Source organism: Enterobacter sp. 03-F-07-AD-ECC (assembly GCF_047530935.1).
Taxonomy (GTDB): domain Bacteria; phylum Pseudomonadota; class Gammaproteobacteria; order Enterobacterales; family Enterobacteriaceae; genus Enterobacter; species Enterobacter cloacae.
Genome location: NZ_JBLKBZ010000016.1, coordinates 76,705 through 95,302 on the forward strand (window position 1 = coordinate 76,705; position 18,598 = coordinate 95,302).

At 58.1% G+C, this 18,598-nt stretch carries 18 protein-coding genes; 10 read left to right on the forward strand and 8 right to left on the reverse strand.

All coding sequences use genetic code 11. The features are described 5' to 3' along the window. The first annotated feature begins 1 nt into the window (after position 1). The 6 genes from ilvN (at position 2) to ACMWKA_RS19460 (ending at position 6,476) form a co-directional block, all read left to right on the forward strand. Positions 2-289, forward strand: a complete 288-nt coding sequence (gene ilvN, locus ACMWKA_RS19435; RefSeq protein ID WP_001171659.1) for an acetolactate synthase small subunit — start codon at positions 2-4, stop codon at positions 287-289. A gap of 82 nt (positions 290-371) precedes the next feature. Continuing rightward, the gene (gene uhpA, locus ACMWKA_RS19440; protein WP_414760520.1) at positions 372-965 is read left to right on the forward strand and encodes a transcriptional regulator UhpA; all 594 of its coding nucleotides are present in this window, start codon (positions 372-374) and stop codon (positions 963-965) included. Next, the gene (gene uhpB, locus ACMWKA_RS19445; RefSeq protein WP_045901856.1) at positions 962-2,467 is read left to right on the forward strand and encodes a signal transduction histidine-protein kinase/phosphatase UhpB; all 1,506 of its coding nucleotides are present in this window, start codon (positions 962-964) and stop codon (positions 2,465-2,467) included. The genes uhpA and uhpB overlap by 4 nt, the downstream gene beginning before the upstream one ends. Further along, entirely contained in the window at positions 2,460-3,779 is a 1,320-nt protein-coding gene (locus ACMWKA_RS19450; protein ID WP_013094811.1) for an MFS transporter, read from the forward strand. Before uhpB ends, ACMWKA_RS19450 begins: the two co-directional genes overlap by 8 nt. A 140-nt stretch (positions 3,780-3,919) precedes the next feature. Continuing rightward, positions 3,920-5,311, forward strand: a complete 1,392-nt coding sequence (gene uhpT, locus ACMWKA_RS19455; protein WP_129328259.1) for a hexose-6-phosphate:phosphate antiporter — start codon at positions 3,920-3,922, stop codon at positions 5,309-5,311. A 160-nt stretch (positions 5,312-5,471) separates the two neighbouring features. Then, positions 5,472-6,476, forward strand: a complete 1,005-nt coding sequence (locus tag ACMWKA_RS19460; RefSeq protein WP_038418263.1) for an alpha/beta fold hydrolase — start codon at positions 5,472-5,474, stop codon at positions 6,474-6,476. On the opposite strand, the gene ACMWKA_RS19465 is transcribed toward ACMWKA_RS19460, so the two are convergent. Beyond that, positions 6,464-7,366 (reverse strand): LysR family transcriptional regulator, encoded by a 903-nt coding sequence (locus ACMWKA_RS19465; protein WP_047352071.1) that lies wholly within the window; start codon positions 7,364-7,366, stop codon positions 6,464-6,466. The two genes, ACMWKA_RS19460 and ACMWKA_RS19465, sit on opposite strands and share 13 nt — an antisense overlap. Before the next feature lie 99 nt (positions 7,367-7,465). On the opposite strand from ACMWKA_RS19465, the gene ACMWKA_RS19470 reads away from it, so the two are divergent. The 3 genes from ACMWKA_RS19470 to nepI all read left to right on the forward strand — a co-directional run bounded on the left by ACMWKA_RS19470 (position 7,466) and on the right by nepI (position 9,797). Further along, positions 7,466-7,918: a DUF1198 domain-containing protein gene (locus tag ACMWKA_RS19470; protein ID WP_014830062.1), complete on the forward strand. Its 453-nt coding sequence runs from the start codon at positions 7,466-7,468 to the stop codon at positions 7,916-7,918. Between the two features lie 96 nt (positions 7,919-8,014). After that, complete coding sequence (locus tag ACMWKA_RS19475) at positions 8,015-8,542, forward strand: SRPBCC domain-containing protein (RefSeq protein ID WP_414760521.1); 528 nt, start codon at positions 8,015-8,017, stop codon at positions 8,540-8,542. A gap of 64 nt (positions 8,543-8,606) precedes the next feature. Continuing rightward, positions 8,607-9,797 carry a purine ribonucleoside efflux pump NepI gene (nepI, locus tag ACMWKA_RS19480; protein ID WP_023620618.1) on the forward strand — a complete coding sequence of 397 codons (1,191 nt, stop codon included), beginning with the start codon at positions 8,607-8,609 and terminating at the stop codon, positions 9,795-9,797. Positions 9,798-9,845: 48 nt separating this feature from the next. On the opposite strand, the gene ACMWKA_RS19485 is transcribed toward nepI, so the two are convergent. The 6 genes from ACMWKA_RS19485 to ACMWKA_RS19510 all read right to left on the reverse strand — a co-directional run bounded on the left by ACMWKA_RS19485 (position 9,846) and on the right by ACMWKA_RS19510 (position 15,756). Further along, positions 9,846-10,751 (reverse strand): EamA family transporter, encoded by a 906-nt coding sequence (locus ACMWKA_RS19485; RefSeq protein WP_023620617.1) that lies wholly within the window; start codon positions 10,749-10,751, stop codon positions 9,846-9,848. Between the two features lie 134 nt (positions 10,752-10,885). Then, positions 10,886-12,265, reverse strand: a complete 1,380-nt coding sequence (locus ACMWKA_RS19490) for a carbohydrate porin (protein WP_013094819.1) — start codon at positions 12,263-12,265, stop codon at positions 10,886-10,888. Positions 12,266-12,399: 134 nt separating this feature from the next. After that, the gene (locus ACMWKA_RS19495) at positions 12,400-12,702 is read right to left on the reverse strand and encodes a PTS lactose/cellobiose transporter subunit IIA (RefSeq protein WP_008500136.1); all 303 of its coding nucleotides are present in this window, start codon (positions 12,700-12,702) and stop codon (positions 12,400-12,402) included. 11 nt (positions 12,703-12,713) lie between these two features. Further along, positions 12,714-14,087: a glycoside hydrolase family 1 protein gene (locus ACMWKA_RS19500; protein WP_013094820.1), complete on the reverse strand. Its 1,374-nt coding sequence runs from the start codon at positions 14,085-14,087 to the stop codon at positions 12,714-12,716. 17 nt (positions 14,088-14,104) lie between these two features. After that, complete coding sequence (locus ACMWKA_RS19505) at positions 14,105-15,430, reverse strand: PTS cellobiose transporter subunit IIC (RefSeq protein ID WP_013094821.1); 1,326 nt, start codon at positions 15,428-15,430, stop codon at positions 14,105-14,107. Positions 15,431-15,441: 11 nt separating this feature from the next. Further along, a complete protein-coding gene (locus ACMWKA_RS19510; protein ID WP_013094822.1) occupies positions 15,442-15,756 on the reverse strand; it encodes a PTS sugar transporter subunit IIB in 315 nt (104 codons plus the stop codon). A gap of 293 nt (positions 15,757-16,049) precedes the next feature. Here ACMWKA_RS19510 and ACMWKA_RS19515 point away from each other — a divergent pair, with 293 nt between their 5' ends. After that, positions 16,050-17,000, forward strand: coding sequence for a LacI family DNA-binding transcriptional regulator (locus tag ACMWKA_RS19515; protein WP_414760522.1), 951 nt, complete (start codon positions 16,050-16,052; stop codon positions 16,998-17,000). 101 nt (positions 17,001-17,101) lie between these two features. Here ACMWKA_RS19515 and ACMWKA_RS19520 read toward each other — a convergent pair whose 3' ends face one another. Next, positions 17,102-18,466 carry an efflux transporter outer membrane subunit gene (locus ACMWKA_RS19520; RefSeq protein WP_038418274.1) on the reverse strand — a complete coding sequence of 455 codons (1,365 nt, stop codon included), beginning with the start codon at positions 18,464-18,466 and terminating at the stop codon, positions 17,102-17,104. Between the last annotated feature and the right edge of the window lie 132 nt (positions 18,467-18,598).

Here is an 18,598-nt window from a genome sequence, read left to right on the forward strand (position 1 = left end):
CATGCAGAAACAACATGAAAACGTCATTCTGGAACTCACCGTCCGCAACCACCCTGGCGTCATGACCCACGTCTGCGGGCTGTTTGCCCGTCGCGCGTTTAACGTCGAAGGCATTCTCTGTCTGCCGATTCAGGGCAGCGAGCACAGCCGCATCTGGCTACTGGTCAATGACGATCAGCGTCTGGAGCAGATGATGGCCCAGATCGACAAGCTGGAAGACGTCACCAGAGTGGCGCGCAACCAGTCCGATCCCACCATGTTTAACAAAATTGCGGTGTTCTTCGAATAGATCGCTTAAGGTAAACGTCTTTCGCTCTTGTAGGCCGGATAAGCGCAGCGCCATCCGGCGTTTTCAGACCGCAGGAACAGACATGACCACCATCGCTCTCATCGACGACCACCTTATCGTTCGCTCCGGCTTTGCCCAGCTTTTAAACCTCGAACCGGATTTTCAGGTGGTGGCAGAGTTCGGCTCGGGGCGCGAGGCGCTGGCAGGCCTGCCGGGGCGTGGCGTACAGGTCTGTATCTGTGACATCTCAATGCCGGATCTCTCCGGGCTGGAGCTGCTAAGTCAGTTACCGAAAGGGATGGCGATTATCATGCTCACGGTTCATGACAGCCCGGCGCTGGTGGAGCAGGCGCTCAACGCGGGGGCGCGCGGATTTCTCTCTAAACGCTGTAGCCCGGACGAGCTGATCGCCGCTGTGCGCACCGTCTCGACGGGCGGCTGCTACCTGACGCCGGATATCGCCCTCAAGCTGGCGGCCGGACGTCAGGATCCGCTTACCCGGCGTGAGCGTCAGGTGGCAGAAAAACTCGCGCAGGGGATGGCGGTGAAAGAGATTGCCGCCGAACTGGGTTTGTCGCCCAAAACCGTGCACGTTCACCGCGCCAACCTGATGGAAAAACTCGGCGTCAGCAACGATGTCGAGCTGGCGCGCCGTATGTTCGATAGCTGGCAATGAACCCGCTGATTTCGCGGCTGATCGCCGTTGTTGCCAGCTTTTTTATCTTCTCTGCCGCCTGGTTCTGCCTGTGGAGCATCAGCCTGCATCTGGTGGAACGCCCGGAGCTGGCGGTGCTGCTGTTTCCCTTTGGCCTGCGTCTGGGGCTGATGTTGCAATGCCCGCGCGGCTACTGGCCGGTTTTGTTGGGCGCAGAGTGGCTGATGCTGATCTGGTTGTCGCAGGAGGTCGCCCTCGCGCATCTGCCCTTATTGATGACCGGAAGCCTGCTCACGCTCCTCCCGGTTGCGTTGATTTCCCGCTATCGTCACCAGCGCGACTGGCGCACGCTGCTGCGCCAGGGGGCGGCGCTGATTGCTGCCGCGCTGCTGCAATCCCTGCCGTGGGTAGGCGAAAAGGAGATGCTTAACGCCCTGCTGCTGACCCTGACCGGCGGCCTGACGCTGGCACCCACCTGTCTGGTTTTCTGGCACTATCTCACCAGCACTGTCTGGCAGCCGCTCGGGCCATCGCTGGTCTCCCAGCCGGTTAACTGGCGCGCCCGGCATCTCATCTGGTATCTGCTGCTGTTTGTGGTGAGCCTGTGGCTGCAGCTTGGCCTGCCTGCTGAGCTTTCCCGTTTTACCCCGTTTTGTCTGGCGCTGCCGATCATTGCTCTCGCCTGGCATTACGGCTGGCAGGGGGCGTTGATCGCCACACTGATGAACGCCATCGCGCTGATTGCCAGCCAGACCTGGCACGATCACCCGGTCGATTTACTGCTCTCTCTGCTGGCGCAGAGCTTGACCGGGCTGCTGCTCGGGGCAGGTATTCAGCGCCTGCGTGAGCTGAACCAGTCCCTGCAAACCGAACTGTCGCGCAATCGCCGCCTGGCAGAACGCTTGCTGGAGACCGAAGAGAGCGTGCGCCAGGAGGTAGCGCGCGAACTGCATGACGACATCGGCCAGACCATTACCGCCATTCGCACCCAGGCGGGTATCGTCCAGCGTCTGGCGGCGGAAAACGCCGGAGTGAAGCAGGGCGGGGCGCATATCGAACAGCTCTCTCTTGGCGTGTACGATTCGGTGCGTCGCCTGCTGGGCAGGCTCCGTCCGCGCCAGCTGGACGATCTCTCTCTGGAACAGGCGGTGCGCTCCCTGATGCGCGAGATGGAGCTGGAAAGCCGCGGAATTGTCAGCCATCTCGACTGGCGCATTGATGAATCATTGCTGAGTGAAGGCCAGCGCGTCACGCTGTTCCGCGTCTGTCAGGAAGGGCTGAACAATATCGTCAAACACGCCAACGCCAGCGCGGTGACGCTGCAGGGCTGGCAGCAGGATGAAAGCCTCAGGCTGGTGATTGAGGACGACGGCTGCGGCCTGCCGCCGGGCTCGGGGCAGCAGGGGTTTGGCCTGGCGGGCATGCGCGAGCGCGTGAAGGCGCTGGGCGGCACACTGAATATCTCCTGCACCCACGGGACGCGCGTCAGCGTCAGCCTGCCGCTAAGGAGCCATCATGTTTAAAACCCCCGCAAACGCCGCGCCGATAGGCAACAAAGCGGAGATCGACGCCCGCTACCGCTACTGGCGTCGTCATATCCTGATCACTATCTGGCTCGGCTACGCGTTGTTCTACTTTACCCGCAAAAGTTTCAACGCCGCCGCGCCGGAAATCCTAGCCAGCGGCGTGATGACGCGCACCGATATCGGCCTGCTGGCGACGCTGTTCTACATCACCTACGGCCTGTCGAAGTTCTTCTCCGGCATCGTCAGCGACCGCTCCAACGCCCGCTATTTTATGGGTTTTGGACTAATCGCCACCGGCGTGGTGAACATTCTGTTTGGCTTCTCCACCTCGCTCTGGGCCTTTGCCCTGCTGTGGGCGTTGAACGCCTTTTTCCAGGGCTGGGGCGCGCCGGTCTGCGCCCGCCTGCTCACGGCGTGGTATTCGCGCAACGAGCGCGGCGGCTGGTGGGCCATCTGGAACACCGCGCATAACGTCGGTGGAGCGCTGATCCCAATGGTGGTGGGCGCAGCGGCGCTGCACTACGGCTGGCGCGCGGGGATGATGATTGCCGGTGGTCTGGCAATCCTGGCCGGGTTGTTCCTCTGCTGGCGGCTGCGCGACAGGCCACAAACCGTGGGGCTGCCCGCGGTGGGCGACTGGCGGCACGATGAAATGGAAGTGGCGCAACAGCTTGAGGGGGCGGGGCTGACGCGCAAAGAGATCCTCACCAAATACGTGCTGTTAAACCCGTATATCTGGCTGCTGTCGCTTTGCTACGTGCTGGTCTACGTGGTGCGCGCGGCCATCAACGACTGGGGTAACCTGTACATGTCCGAGACGCTGGGGGTGGACCTGGTGACCGCCAACTCGGCGGTGACGATGTTCGAGCTGGGCGGGTTTATCGGCGCGCTGGTGGCAGGCTGGGGCTCGGATAAGCTCTTCAACGGCAACCGTGGCCCAATGAACCTCATCTTTGCGGCAGGAATTTTACTCTCCGTCGGTTCGCTGTGGTTGATGCCATTCGCCAGCTACGTGATGCAGGCGGCGTGCTTCTTTACCATCGGCTTCTTCGTGTTTGGCCCGCAGATGCTGATCGGCATGGCGGCGGCAGAATGCTCGCATAAAGAGGCGGCCGGTGCGGCGACGGGCTTCGTCGGGTTGTTCGCCTACCTGGGCGCGTCCCTCTCCGGCTGGCCGCTGGCGCGGGTGATCGACATCTGGCACTGGAGCGGTTTCTTTGCCGTGATCGCCATCGCGGCGGGGATATCGGCCCTGCTGCTGCTGCCGTTTTTGCATGCGCAGGCGCCGCGTGAAGCCAGTGTGATGTGATGCGCCTCACCTTTTCACCCCGAGTGGCGCAAAACTAAGAAATTTTCCCGGTTTTACCTGGACGCTGTCTCAGGCATCTCTCCTGGCTGATTTTTACAATGCCTGCCATTCGCAGGTAAAAATCAGCTCAGGAGCAAACCATGCTGGCCTTCCTTAATCAGGTGCGCAAGCCGACCCTGGATCTGCCGCTCGACGTGCGGCGCAAAATGTGGTTCAAACCGTTCATGCAGTCCTATCTGGTGGTCTTTATCGGCTACCTGACCATGTACCTGATCCGCAAAAACTTTAACATCGCGCAGAACGACATGATCTCCACCTACGGGCTGAGCATGACGCAGCTGGGGATGATTGGCCTGGGCTTCTCCATCACCTACGGCGTGGGCAAAACCGTTGTCTCGTACTATGCAGACGGCAAAAACACCAAGCAATTCCTGCCGTTTATGCTGATCCTCTCCGCCATCTGTATGCTCGGCTTCAGCGCCAGCATGGGCGCGGGCTCCGTCAGCCTGTTCCTGATGATCGCCTTCTACGCCCTGAGCGGTTTCTTCCAGAGTACCGGTGGGTCGTGCAGCTACTCCACCATCACCAAATGGACCCCGCGCCGTAAGCGTGGTTCATACCTTGGTATGTGGAACATCTCCCACAACCTCGGCGGGGCGGGTGCAGCAGGCGTGGCGCTGTTCGGTGCTAACTACCTGTTTGACGGTCACGTCATCGGCATGTTTATCTTCCCGTCGATTATCGCCCTGATTGTCGGCTTTATCGGTCTGCGTTTCGGCAGCGACTCTCCGGAATCTTATGGCCTCGGCAAAGCCGAAGAGCTGTTCGGCGAGGCGATCAGCGAAGAGGACAAAGAGACCGAAGAGAACGAGATGACAAAATGGCAGATCTTTGTTGAGTACGTGCTGAAAAACAAAGTGATCTGGCTGCTCTGCTTCTCCAACATATTCCTGTACGTGGTGCGCATCGGTATTGACCAGTGGTCGACCGTGTATGCCTTCCAGGAGCTGAAGCTCTCTAAAGAAGTCGCGATTCAGGGCTTCACCCTGTTTGAAGTGGGTGCGCTGGTCGGTACGCTGCTGTGGGGCTGGCTCTCTGACCTCGCCAACGGTCGTCGTGCGCTGGTGGCCTGCGTCGCGCTGGCGCTGATTATCGCTACCCTGGGCGTCTACCAGCACGCCAGCAACCAGTACGTTTACCTGGCGTCTCTGTTTGCGCTCGGCTTCCTGGTGTTTGGTCCGCAGCTGTTGATCGGCGTAGCGGCGGTAGGTTTTGTACCGAAAAAAGCGATCGGCGCCGCCGATGGGATTAAAGGCACCTTCGCTTACCTGATCGGCGACAGCTTCGCCAAGCTGGGTCTGGGGATGATTGCCGACGGCACGCCGATTTTCGGCCTCACCGGCTGGGCAGGCACCTTTGCGGCGCTGGATGCCGCCGCCATCGGCTGTATCGTCCTGATGGCGATGGTTGCGGTGCTCGAAGAACGTAAAATTCGCCTTGAAAATCGTGTGCAGAAATTAAAAGCAGCCTGAGTGTGCAGGTGACTTCTTTGCCCGGTGTGTGATGCCGGGCTTTTTTGTTTTAAATTCCAGTTTTTACCCCGCTTTACACAATCGCCCCTCTCCTTGCTCTACAGTTTTTTTGCTGCCGCCTTTCGCGCAGCCTTATTCCTTTTGCTATGGGAGAGCTTGCATGTTGACCCGACGATTATCCTGCCTGGCGCTGTTGATGGCGCTGGCAACCCCCGCAATGGCTACGGATGCGCCCACCTACGGCGAGAAGCTGGAAGGTTTCGACTACGGTTGGCCGGTAAAACACTTTACGTTTACCTCCCAGGAACAGTCTCTGGATATGGCTTATCTGGACGTGAAGCCGGAAAAACCCAATGGCCGCACCGTGGTGCTGATGCACGGCAAAAACTTCTGCGCCGGTACCTGGGACGGCACTATCCGTGCGCTCTCAGCCAGCGGTTATCGGGTGATCGCTCCCGACCAGATTGGCTTTTGTAAATCCACCAAACCGGAGCATTATCAGTACACCTTTCAGCAGCTGGCGGATAACACCCACGCCTTGCTGAAAACGCTCGGCGTCGATCGCGTGACGGTTATCGGCCACTCGACTGGCGGCATGCTGGCGACCCGCTACGCGCTGATGTGGCCGCAGCAGGTGGAGCAGCTGGTGATGGTCAACCCAATTGGTCTGGAAGACTGGAAAGCGCGCGGCGTGCCGCATATTACGGTCGACCAGTGGTATCAGCGCGAGCTGAAGGTCAGCGCCGACGGCATTCGTCAGTACGAGAAAAATACCTACTACGCCGGAGAGTGGAAGCCGGAGTATGAGCGTTGGGTCACCATGCTCGCCGGACTGAACAACGGGCCGGGAAAAGAACGTGTGGCCTGGAACTCGGCGCTGCTCTACGACATGATTTACACCCAGCCGGTGATCTACGAATTTAGTGAACTAAAGATGCCGGTATTATTGATGATCGGCACGAAGGACAACACCGCCATCGGGAAAGATCTCGCCCCGCCTGAGATCCGCAAAACGCTCGGCAACTATGCGGTGCTGGGGAAGGAGACGGCGAAACGCATCCCGCACGCGACGCTGGTCGAGTTCAACGACATGGGGCACGCGCCGCAGATGCAGGATCCTGCACGCTTCCACGAGGCACTGCTGAAAGGGCTTCAGGCGCGCTGACAGGTTTCCAGCAACAACCCGCGCAGCCACATCTGCGCGGGATTACGGTGTGTTCTGGCGTGCCAGGCCATGCACTTGGTGAAACCCGGCACCGGAACCGGTGTGTCGCAGACAAACATTCCTGTCTGGTTTTCCGCTATCCGTGACGGTACCACGGCGATCATATCGCTTATCGCCAGTACATCCGGCAGTACCAGGAAGTTGCTCACCGATAACCCCACGTGCCGCGTCCGGCCCATTTTTTCCAGCGCGCCATCCGTCACGCCGCGAAAACTGTCACCCTCATAAGAGACCAGCACGTGCTCAAGGGCGCAAAAGCGCGCCAGAGAGAGCGGTTTGCCCGCGTCCGGGTGGTCGGCACGCATCATGCAAACGTACCGTTCATCATAAAGCGCCCGGCTGTGCAGGTCGTCTGGCGTGGTGTGGGGCGTGATCAGCGCCACGTCAACGTTCCCGCGTTCAAGCTGGTTCATCATGCGCTCGGAATCGACAGGTATAACCCGCACGCGTACTGCCGGTGCCCGCACCTTCAGTGCCGCGATAAACGGCACCGCGATCGCGCGGAGCGCGTAATCGGTGGCAGCAAGCGTGAAGGTGAGGGTGGCCTGTCGTGGATCAAACGCCACCGGCTGCAGCAGGAGGTGGATATCTGCCAGGATGCGCTTCACCGGCGCGGCCAGTTCTTCCGCACGCGTCGTGGGTACGATACCGTGGGGCGCACGGATAAACAGCGGGTCGTCGAAGTAATCCCGCAGGCGGTTCAGCATGCCGCTGACCGCCGGCTGGGTCAGGGCCAGACGCGTCGCCGCGCGGGTGACGTTGCGTTCATCCAGCAGGGCGTCGAGCGTTTTCAGCAGGTTAAGATCCAGCGTGCGCAGATCCGTTTTCATGACGATGTTCTACCTTTTTTCAGTTCACTATTATGGCCGTGCCCGCTGTCGATACCCTGCGTTTCCCGCTATGATGAGCGGCTATTCAAAGGAGAACGCATGGTCTGGATAATGCTGGCAACGCTTGCCGTGGTGTTTGTGGTTGGGTTTCGTGTCCTGACCTCGGATTCCCGCCGCGCCATCAAACGCTTGAGCGAACGGCTGGGTATCACCCCGATGCCGGTCGAGTCGATGATCGACCAGTTCGGTAAAACGCCCGGCAATGAGTTTATCCGCTATCTTGAACGCCCGGACGAGGCGCATCTGCAAAACGCTGCCCAGGTGCTGCTCATCTGGCAGGTCTGTATCGTCGACGGTAGCGAAGAGAATCTCCACACCTGGCACCGCATGCTTCGTAAAGCCCGTCTGGCCGCGCCGATCACCGATGCGCAAATCCGCCTCGCCCTCGGCTTTATGCGCGAGATGGAGCCGGATCCGCAGGAGCTGAACGCTTTCCAGCTGCGTTACAACCAGCTTTTTCTGCCGGAAGAGGGAGTGTTTTACCTGCACTGATATCACGAACCGTGATGATGAGTATAAGGCATCATCATTAGATTTATACCACTCACGGGCGCACCATCACCTCATCCACTAACGATGAGGTGAACCATGAAACAATCCGCCATTATCTGGCCAGACGATTACCTGCCAGGCACCACCGATAACTTTGCGTCCAACGAAATCATTGTCGCCGGGCTGAGCGCAAAAGAGATTTGGGCGCAGCTCAACGACACTACCCTGTGGCCGAACTACTACAGCAACGCCGAAGATATTCGTTTTCACGACGGCAGCGGTCCGGAACTGAGCGCCAACGCCCGCTTCCGCTTCACGACCTTTGGCTTTCCGGTTGAGGCGCAGGTGACGGAGTATGTTCCGCCGGTCGATGGCGAGGCGGCGCGTATCGCCTGGCACGGCTGGGTGGAAGGGGAGGAGAGCGCGCGTCTGGATGCCTACCACGCCTGGCTGTTTGAAGACTTACCGGGTAACCGCGTCCGTATTTTGACTCAGGAGTCGCAGAAAGGCGTTCCGGCACAGGAATTAGCACGTACCCTACCGAACCCGATGATCAACGGGCATCAGGAGTGGATCGTCGGGCTGGCGAAGGCGTCGATGCAAGAAAAGTTGTCGAAACGTTAAATTCGTCACACTTTTGATGATAAACTGCGCGACTTTCCCGCACGTTTTTATCTCAGGTGACACCATGACAGAACATATCCAGCCCACGACCAGACCGCAGACCAAAGAGGTTTCTCGCCCCAACTGGTCGGCGGTTTTTTCCGTGGCGTTCTGTGTCGCCTGTCTTATTACCGTGGAGTTTTTACCGGTCAGCCTGCTGACGCCGATGGCGCAGGATCTCGGCATTTCCGAAGGCGTGGCAGGGCAGTCCGTTACCGTGACCGCGTTTGTGGCGATGTTTGCCAGCCTGTTTATCACGCAGGTTATTGGCGCGATTGATCGTCGCAAAGTGGTCATTCTCTTCAGCGTGCTCCTGACGCTCTCCTGCCTGCTGGTCTCTTTCGCGGAGAGCTTCACTCTGCTGCTGCTCGGCCGCGCCTGTCTGGGTCTGGGGTTGGGCGGTTTCTGGGCAATGTCCGCCTCGCTCACCATGCGTCTGGTGCCGGCACGCACCGTGCCGAAAGCCCTCTCCGTTATCTTTGGCGCGGTCTCCATCGCGCTGGTGATTGCCGCGCCGCTGGGGAGTTTCCTTGGGGGAATCATCGGCTGGCGTAACGTCTTTAACGCCGCAGCGGTGATGGGTTTTCTCTGCATTCTGTGGGTGTGGAAAGCGCTGCCGTCCCTGCCGGGAGAAGCGGCGCACCACAAACAGAACATGTTCAGTCTGCTTAAGCGCCCCGGCGTGCTGGCGGGGATGACCGCCATCTTCATGGCCTTTGCCGGGCAGTTTGCCTTCTTTACCTATATCCGCCCGGTCTTTATGACCATGGCGGGCTTTGACGTGGATGGTTTGACGCTGGTGCTGCTCAGCTTCGGTATCGCCAGCTTTGTCGGCACCTCGCTGTCGTCTCAGTTCCTGAAGCGCTCCCTGAAAGTGGCACTTGCTGGCGCCCCGCTGGTACTGGCTGTCAGTGCCGTCGTGCTGATCCTGTGGGGCAGCGACAAATGGGTTGCCTCGGCGATTGCGATTATCTGGGGCTTTGCCTTTGCGCTGGTGCCGGTGGGCTGGTCGACGTGGATCACCCGCTCGCTTGCCGATCAGGCTGAAAAAGCCGGGTCGATTCAGGTGGCGGTGATCCAGCTGGCGAACACCTGCGGCGCGGCGGTGGGCGGCGTGGCGCTCGACCACCTGGGGCTGACGTCGCCGCTGGTCATCTCCGGCACGCTGATGCTGCTGACCGCGCTGCTGGTGGCAGGGAAAGTGAAGACGAAGTAATGCTTTTCTCCCTCTCCCGTGGGAGAGGGCTGGGGTGAGGGCAACAGGCTATGCCGGGGCTTTCACCCGTTTTCTCGAATCCATCGAAATCAACACCACCGACGACACGATCAGCAGCGTGCCCAGCCAGTCCGGCAGGGTAAACGCCACGCCAAGTAAAATCACCGACAGTAACGCGCTGCTCAGCGGCTCGGCGCAGCTCAGAATGCTCGCCTTCGGCCCGCCGATCATCTGCGCGCCTTTCAGGTACAGGCTGAACGTCAGCGCTGTGCCGATCACCACCAGGTAGAAAAACGCCAGCAGCAGGCTGCCGTCAATGACAAACGCGGTGCCGCGTCCGGCGTAGAACGGCGTCAGCGTTAAGCCGGCGATCAACATACTCCAGCCGACAATCGGCAAGGTGCCGTAACGGGCGATCAGGGTTGACGGATACGTCGTGTAAAACGCCGCGGCAAAGGCCGAGGCAATACCAAAGAACAAAGCCGCAGGCGAGATGGAGAGTGAAGTGGGGTCGCCGTGGGTGACCAGCAAAAATGTCCCCACCAGTGAGGTCAGGATCGCGGAAAGCACAAACAGACCCGGCCGCTTTTTCCGCGCCAGCGCAAACCACGCCACGATAATCGTCGGTGACAGAAACTGCAGCACGGTGGCCGTAGCTGCGTTGGATTTCTCGATTGTCACCAGGAAGGTGAGCTGCACCGTGAGCGCGCCAGCCAGGGAGAAAAACAGCAGGCTGAGGGCGTCTTTGCGATGTTTGATGACCGAGAAAATTTTGTCGCCGTGAACGAAGGAAAGCGTCAGCAGGATCAGGCCGGTAAACAGCAGGCGAACCATGGTCAGATACGGTGACGAGATCTGGCTTTTCTCCATGATGTACTGTGCGCAAACCCCTGAGCTGCCCCATAAAACGGCGGCAATCAGGACGTTCAGCATCCCTTTACGTGTGGAACCCATGTTCTCCCCTGCGATGTTGGTTTTTTTGTAGCATAACATGGGATCTTGCCGGGTGGCGCTACGCTTACCCGGCCTACAAAACCTTGTAGGCCCGTGCAAGCGCAGCGCCGCCGGGCGAAACAAACGATGCTCTACTAGAACCACGCCTCCCACATCGCGCCGACGTTGAAGTCGTCCAGCGTTTCGTCTTTGGTATTGTTCACGCGGGCGGTACGTTCGTTATCCACTTTGCCGCCGGTGACGTAGAAGCGCAGCATCGGACGGAACTCCGGCCCCATGGCGATAGACATGTTCTGCGACAGGGTCAGCTTCCAGCCCTTGTTGTCGCCGCCGTTGTCGTAATCCACATGCTGCCAGCCTGCTTCCAGCCAGGTGGAGTGGACGTCGTTCCACCAGTGCATCGGACGTACAATGGCGTTGTAGTTCTTACGGTTATCGGTCTTATCACGGCTGTTGTCGTAGTCGTGGAAGGCGAGGATGTACTCCACCTGCGTGGCCTGGGTGAATTTGTACAGCCCTTCGAAGCTGGCATAGACCGTGGTCAGATCCTCGGTTTTATTGAACACGCTGTTGTCCGCGTTATCAGAGTAACGGGCAATCACCTTGTTCACGCCGCTGTCGTTGGTGTGGCTCAGCACCACGCCGCCCTGCCAGGCATTCAGACGCTCATCGCTCTCCACCGCTTTTGAATCAAAGCCGTAGTTGGCGTAAAGCTCCAGATCCAGCGGACCGACTTTCATGCCGTGGATTTTAGAGGTGGCCGCGTAGTTACCTTTGTCGCCCGTGCCGGACCCGCCGGTACAGGTGATGCGTGACGGGTTGGCTTCATCTTCCATGACTTCCGGGCTACAGGATTCCACCGCCGCCACGGCGGCCACGTCAAACTGCACGCCGCCGATGTCGAAGTTCTTCACCCCGGCGCCCTGGCCGTCGTGGTTCATCCAGAAGTAATCGTTGATGCCCTGCTGCGGACGCTGGTGGAAGTCACGACCGGCCCAGAAGTAGGCGTTCGGGTTGGAGGCCATAATGTTGGTCACCCCCGCGTAGGCTTTTTTCAGGTTAACTTCATCGCCCCAGTGGTCGATCATCACGTTGATGTCCCAGATGGCGCCGTTGTCACCCTTGAAGGCCTTGGAGAGCTGGAATTCACCGCCGTTGCCTTCGTTACCCAGACGACCGATGGCTGATGCCCCGTTATAGGAACCGTCCACCGCCACGTATTTCTGGTCAGCGGCCTGGAAGTGCGCGCCGTAACGGGCATAACCGGTAAATTTAATGCCGAACGGAATAGCCATATCCGGGGATTGCGCCGCGCTTTGCGGCTCCGTCACCACGTCGGCTTTTTTCGCGACCGCGGCATCCATTTTGGCCTGACGCTCCGCGAGGGCTTTATCCACCGCTTTTGCCACAATGGCGTCGATTTGTTCCTGGGTAAATTCCTGTGCGAGTACAGAAATTGGGCAAAGCGCGGCGATAACCGCCATGGTTAATGGAAGTTTTTTTAGGGTAGTCATGGTTATCTCAATATAGTTTAATTTTATTCAGACAATAACCATCCCGCTCCGATCTGACAGAGTATGTCGCTATCATCAGAACAAGTGGATTTCTATTTAAGGTACAGAGGTATTACTCGTTATTTCGCCATAGATTATCTCTGATATAAATGAATAATTTCTTCGGATAATTCACGCGCCAGTAATGAATTCATTAAATGATCCTGCGCGTGCACCATAATTAACGTCATCGGCTGACGGGCTTCACCCGCATCCTGCTCAATGAGTTTGGTCTGCATCTTGTGCGCCTGGCGCGCGTAGCCATCGGCTTCGCGCAGCAGGCTTTTGGCTTCGTCAATGTTGCCCTGCCGCGCAGCGTGCAGTGCTTCAAAGCACAGGCTGCGCGACTGACCCGCATTGACGATGATTTCCATCACGGCTTCTTCTAAGGCAATCATCGTCTTTCTCTCTATTTCTCGAAACTATTGTGTAAAGAGGTGGCAGCAAACCACTCTCCGCTCTTTTTAATGGTGCGCTGTTGCGTAGTTAAATCGAGCTGAATAAAGCCATAGCGGTTTTTATACGCATTACACCACGACCAGTTATCAATAAACGTCCACATATGGTAACCAAGACAGTGACACCCTTCGCTAATACCTTTATGCAGCCAGGCTAAATGTCCGGAAATAAAATCGATACGGTATTGATCGTTGATTTGGCCATTTTCAATAAAACGCTGCTCATTTTCGACACCCATTCCGTTTTCAGAAATAAAACAGCGTGGGTTGCCGTAATTGTCGCGCAGATTAACCAGAATATCGTAAATACCCGGCTCGTAAATTTCCCAGCCACGGTACGGGTTCATCTTGCGGCCCGGCATCTCGTAGTTATCAAAGAACCACTCCGGCATAAACGGCGCCTGCGGGTTCACCGCGCTGTCGCGACACTTCACGCGACGCGGCTGGTAATAGTTAATGCCGAGCAGGTCGATTTTCCCTTCCGCGATCAGGAAACTGTCCTCCGGTTTACAGGCGGGCAGCTGGTCGTAAGATTTCAGCAGCGCCACCAGATCGGCCGGGTATTCGCCGCGCAGAACCGGGTCCAGGAAGCTGCGGTTAAACATCAGATCCGCAATGTGCGCCGCCTTCACGTCCGCCGGGTTTTGCGAGCGCGGGTAGGACGGCGTCAGGTTGAGCACGATGCCGATCTCACCTGCGTAATGTCCGGCGCGGTAGGCCTGGACAGCCTTCGCGTGGGCCAGCACGGTGTGATACGCCACGGTGGCCGCCCGACGGAAATCCACCACGTTGGGGTAGTGGAAATCGTACAGATAACCGCCTTCAACCGGGACAATCGGCTCGTTGAAGGTAAACCAGTGCAGCACGCGGTCGCCAAACAGGTCGAAGCAAATCTGCGCATAGCGGGCGTAAGCGTCCACCACCTCCCGGTTTTCCCAGCCGCCAATCTCCTGCATCGCCATCGGCATGTCGAAATGGAACAGGGTGATAAACGGCGTAATGCCCTGCTCGATCAGCTCATCAATGACCTGGTTATAAAATTCGACCGCCTTTGGATTCACTTCACCGATACCGTCGGGGATCAGACGCGCCCAGCTTATAGAAGTGCGAAAGCTGTTGTGGTTCAGCTGCTTTAACAGCTGAATGTCCGTTTTCCAGTGCTGATAAAACGTGGAGGTATGCTGCGGCCCCACGCCGTTGTGAAAACGGTTCGGCTCGCGGGCAAACCAGTAATCCCATGTGGTTTCACCCTCTCGTGTCCCTTCGGTCTGGAGAGCAGAGCTTGCGCTGCCCCACCAGAAATTATCGGGAAATGTATATTTCATGACGCTTCCTCTTTGACTTAATTGCTTGCGGTCTCAGCGGTACCGACGGTTGCCTGAGCTTTCTGCTCTTCGTTTTTCATCAACGTACGCTCGTAAGCACGCAGGAACGGCAGGTACATCAGCGCTGACATCACCATACAGATGAGACACATCACCACCGGGCTCAGCGCCCAGTTGGCGGCCCATGAGGCGCCAATTGGTGCGGGCGTGGTCCACGGCGTTAACGATACCACCTGTGCCAGCCAGCCCAGTTTGGTTGCCGCGTACGCCAGGCACGCATTCACCAGCGGAACACACACGAACGGGATAAACAGCATCGGGTTCATGATAATGGGGGCGCCGAACAGGATCGGTTCGTTGATGTTAAAGAAGCTTGGCACAACGCCCATTTTGCCGATGGTGCGTAAGTGCGTTACCCGGCTACGCAGCAGCAGGAAGGCCAGCGGCAGCGTGGAGCCTACGCCGCCAATCAGCAGGTAGTGATCCCAGAAGCCCTGCAGGTAGACGTGCGGCAGCGCCGCACCGGCCGCCAGAGCCGCCTGGTTTGCCGACAGGTTCGCCATCCAGAACGGGTTCATGATGCCGGTGACAATCAGCGAGCCGTGGATACCGGCGAACCAGAAGATCTGGCACAGCAGCACGGAGAGCAGAATGGCAGGCAGCGAGTCAGACGCAGAGACCAGAGGTTCCAGCAGGTGCATAATCGCCTGCGGGATGATCATGCCGGTCTGCGCCTCGATAAACAGGTTCAGCGGATGCAGGGTGCCAATCACCACCATCACCGGGATCAGGATCTCAAACGAACGCGCCACGCCGGTCGGGACTTCCTTCGGCAGACGAATGGTCACGTTGTTCTGCTTCAGCCACGCATAGACGCGGGTGGCGTAGATGGCGGTGATCAGCGCAGTGAAAATCCCCTGACCAGACAGATACTGGGTGGAGATCTTACCGTCCGCATACGGCGCGGCGACCAGCAGGAAGGCCATAAAGGCCAGCAGGCCGGACATCACCGGGTCGAGATTAAACTGACGCCCCAGGCTCGCCCCGATCCCCACCGAGATGAAGAAGGTCATCACGCCCATGCTGAGGTTAAACGGCAGCATCAGCTGTTCGCGATAAGTCTGGGAGAAGTCCAGCCAGCCGCGGGCAAAGCTGTTGGTGGTATCCGCCGAGAACGGCGGGAAGATGAACACCAGCATAAACGAGCCGATGATCATAAACGGCAGCGCGGCAGTAAAGCCGTCGCGGATGGCAATCACATACTTTTGCTGGCCGAGCTTCGCGGCCAGCGGGGTAATTGACTGCTCAATCACCGCGACCATGGATTGATATAACGAACTCATGTGAACACCTTTTAGTGTGCCGCTTCGATGAGCGACAGAGCATAGTCCAGTACTTTATCGCCACGCTGCATGCCGTAGTCCATCATATCGATGGGCTGGACCGGAATGCCTTTTGTGGCCGCCTTGTCTGAGAGTGTCTGTAACATGTATTTCACTTGCGGTCCGAGAAGCACCACCTGATATTGCGGAAACTGCGTATCAAATTCGGAAACGCCGTACGCATCAATTTTTACCGCCAAACCGCGTTCTTTCGCCACATCGACCATTTTGCTGACCAGCAGGCTGGTGGACATCCCGGCAGAGCAGCAGAGCATAATCTTGAACATCGACAACCATCCTCAAAATGTAAATAGATATTGCGGTAATGATTGGATATCAGATGGAAACCGGTTTCCATTTATAAAAGACAGAAGTGTGACAACCATCAAGATCCCTTATATATGAGGCTAATTAACCCGATGTGCGTCACAGAATTTGGCTGTTTTGACATCATTTTGAGTGGAAACGGAAAATCGGTTTCCATGGAAAACGGAAACGGATATACTCCTTACTGGCTATAATGTGAGCCGTAGCGGTAATGGAATTTGCAGGCGCGAGGTAAGCCTGTCAGGGGAAAAAGATGTCGACAATCAATGATGTATCACGTCTTGCCGGGGTGTCGAAAGCCACGGTATCGCGAGTGTTGAGTGGGTCGCGTGGCGTAAAGGAAGCCAGCCGTCAGGCCGTTCTGAAAGCGGTAGATGAACTGAACTACCGGCCCAATGTGATTGCGCAGTCGCTGCTGAGCCAGTCGACGGGGTGTATCGGGGTGATTTGCGCGCAGGAGAATATTAACCAGACGACCGGTTATCTGTACGCGCTGGAAAAACAGCTCAGCCAGCATCAAAAACACCTGCTGCTGCGCTTCGCCCATAGCAAAGCGGACGTGCTGCACGCCCTGGAAGAGCTCTCCTGTGGGCTTTGCGATGACATTCTGGTGATTGGCGCGCGTTTTCCACTGGATATCGACATGGATAACGTCATCCTGGTTGACTGTATGGGCTCAGAAAATCCCAACAGCATCCAGTTCGATCACGCCTTCGCCGCCGAAACCGCCTGTAACTACCTTACCAGCCAGGGACGCCGCCAGATTGCCCTGATCCATCCGCACGGTAGCGGCTTTGCCGATCAGGTGCTGCTGGGCTACAAACATGCGCTGGAAAAAAATTTCCTGCCCTTCAACCGCAACCTCGTGTTTATGGACGCGACCTCCTCGTCCGTGGCGCTGCAGGAGCTGCTGAATAACGCCAGCACGCTGAATTTCAACGCATTACTGGTTGCGGACGAGCAGGAAGCGCAGCGGGTGATCCCGCAGTTGCAGGCGTTTAATAAATCGGTGCCGGAGGACATCATGGTCTTCAGCCTTGCCGGAGCGCTGCATCTGCCAGGCATTCCGGTGATCCCGGCCATTGAGTATTCCATGGATGCCATGGCGGCGCGCATCGTGAGCTGGTTGACGGAAAAAACACAGATGCTCGGGTCGTACGTGCTGCGCGGGGATTTGATCATTCCGGATGTGCGTAAGCGTTAAAAATGTTGTGCAGGCCGGGTAAGGCGCAGTCGCCACCCGGCGAGAAGCACGTTTCCAGCCCTCAATAATCCTCCATACAATCCACTTGCCGCATATCTGCTTTATTCAATCCCACCCCCCAGCGACTGCCACAGCGTGATGCGGTTTTCCAGGTCGGTTTGCTGCAGCGATATCAGTGATTCCTGCGCCGACCACAGCGACCGCTGCGCGGTCAGTACCGTCAGATAATCCCCGGCACCTGCCTGATAGCTGCGGGTCGCCACATCCAGCGTTTTTTGCTCGGCCGCAACGTATTCACGCTGGGCATCAAGCTGCTCGCTGAGCGTTTCACGGCGTGCCAGCGCATCGGCCACGTCTTTAAACGCGCTCTGGATGGTTTTCTCGTAGGTGGCGATCAATCCCTTCTTCTCCGCTTCCGCGTAGCGCAGCTGGGCCAGATTGTTGCCGCCGCTGAACAGCGGCAGGGTGATGGACGGTGCGAATGACCACACCTTCATCCCGTGGCTGAACAGGGACGAAAGCGAATCGCTGCCGACGCCCGCACTGGCGGTCAGTGAAATGGTCGGGAAGAAGTTGGCGCGCGCGGCACCGATATTGGCGTTGGCGCTCAGCAGGTTGTGCTCCGCCTCCTTAATATCCGGGCGACGCAGCAGCGCGCTGGAACTGACACCCGCCGGGATCAGCGTAATGGCGTTATCGCTCAGGCTCTCCAGCGTACCCGGCAGCAGAGTGTCCGGCACTGTGTCACCCGCCAGCAGATTAAGGGCGTTTTTGTCCTGCATTACCTGCGTTTGATAGCTCGCCACGCTGGCTCGCGCCTGCTGGTAAACCGCCATCGCCTCGCTGACGTCCGTAGCCGCCGCCACGCCGACCTGCTGCTGACGCTTCACTATCCTGAGCGAGCTGGCGGCGCTCTCCATCGTCGATTTTGCCAGCGCCAGGTTGCTGTTATCGGCCGCCAGGGTCACCCAGGCGGTGGTCAGTTCGCTGACCATCGTCAGGCGCGTGTTCTGCGCGGTAAATTCACTGGCAAGCCAGGTTTCACGTGCTGCACGCGACAGGCTCTGGTTGCGGCCAAACAGATCCAGCTCGAAGCTGGAGACCGTGCCGTTGGCCTCATCGCTGGTCGCGACACCGCTTGCCAGCGTGCGGCTGCGGGTGTGGCTCAGCTCCGCGTCCACCGTCGGGAACAGGGACGATCGCGTTTCGCCGTACTGGGCGCGCGCGGCGTCAATATCGGCAATCGCTTTTTGCAGGTCGCGGTTGCTGTTGAGCGCCATCGTCACTACGCCTTTCAGGCGCGCATCGTTCATCACCTGTTGCCACTGGCTCACCACGGCGGTGGCTTCGCCGTGCGCACCCGGCAACGTCGCCGGGACGGGCGCAGCCGGGCGCTGATACGTGGGATCTAAAGAGACGCAGCCCGCGCTCATCAGCGCTAACACGAAAACAGATAAACGAAACATTATGACCTCCGGTTGCTGTGTTTACCGGAGAACAGACTGGATTGGCCCCTATATTTCCATACACTTTTTATCACTTAACCCATGACTGGTTCGTCGCCGCAGATATTCCCGTGGCGAACGATACCCCAGTGC

Bases quoted from the DNA above. Each gene is read 5' to 3' on its own strand.
- ilvN (WP_001171659.1), top strand. From the start codon at position 2: ATGCAGAAACAACATGAAAACGTCATTCTGGAACTCACCGTCCGCAAC.
- uhpA (WP_414760520.1), top strand. From the start codon at position 372: ATGACCACCATCGCTCTCATCGACGACCACCTTATCGTTCGCTCCGGC.
- uhpB (WP_045901856.1), top strand. From the start codon at position 962: ATGAACCCGCTGATTTCGCGGCTGATCGCCGTTGTTGCCAGCTTTTTT.
- ACMWKA_RS19450 (WP_013094811.1), top strand. From the start codon at position 2,460: ATGTTTAAAACCCCCGCAAACGCCGCGCCGATAGGCAACAAAGCGGAG.
- uhpT (WP_129328259.1), top strand. From the start codon at position 3,920: ATGCTGGCCTTCCTTAATCAGGTGCGCAAGCCGACCCTGGATCTGCCG.
- ACMWKA_RS19460 (WP_038418263.1), top strand. From the start codon at position 5,472: ATGTTGACCCGACGATTATCCTGCCTGGCGCTGTTGATGGCGCTGGCA.
- ACMWKA_RS19465 (WP_047352071.1), bottom strand. From the start codon at position 7,366: ATGAAAACGGATCTGCGCACGCTGGATCTTAACCTGCTGAAAACGCTC.
- ACMWKA_RS19470 (WP_014830062.1), top strand. From the start codon at position 7,466: ATGGTCTGGATAATGCTGGCAACGCTTGCCGTGGTGTTTGTGGTTGGG.
- ACMWKA_RS19475 (WP_414760521.1), top strand. From the start codon at position 8,015: ATGAAACAATCCGCCATTATCTGGCCAGACGATTACCTGCCAGGCACC.
- nepI (WP_023620618.1), top strand. From the start codon at position 8,607: ATGACAGAACATATCCAGCCCACGACCAGACCGCAGACCAAAGAGGTT.
- ACMWKA_RS19485 (WP_023620617.1), bottom strand. From the start codon at position 10,751: ATGGGTTCCACACGTAAAGGGATGCTGAACGTCCTGATTGCCGCCGTT.
- ACMWKA_RS19490 (WP_013094819.1), bottom strand. From the start codon at position 12,265: ATGACTACCCTAAAAAAACTTCCATTAACCATGGCGGTTATCGCCGCG.
- ACMWKA_RS19495 (WP_008500136.1), bottom strand. From the start codon at position 12,702: ATGATTGCCTTAGAAGAAGCCGTGATGGAAATCATCGTCAATGCGGGT.
- ACMWKA_RS19500 (WP_013094820.1), bottom strand. From the start codon at position 14,087: ATGAAATATACATTTCCCGATAATTTCTGGTGGGGCAGCGCAAGCTCT.
- ACMWKA_RS19505 (WP_013094821.1), bottom strand. From the start codon at position 15,430: ATGAGTTCGTTATATCAATCCATGGTCGCGGTGATTGAGCAGTCAATT.
- ACMWKA_RS19510 (WP_013094822.1), bottom strand. From the start codon at position 15,756: ATGTTCAAGATTATGCTCTGCTGCTCTGCCGGGATGTCCACCAGCCTG.
- ACMWKA_RS19515 (WP_414760522.1), top strand. From the start codon at position 16,050: ATGTCGACAATCAATGATGTATCACGTCTTGCCGGGGTGTCGAAAGCC.
- ACMWKA_RS19520 (WP_038418274.1), bottom strand. From the start codon at position 18,466: ATGTTTCGTTTATCTGTTTTCGTGTTAGCGCTGATGAGCGCGGGCTGC.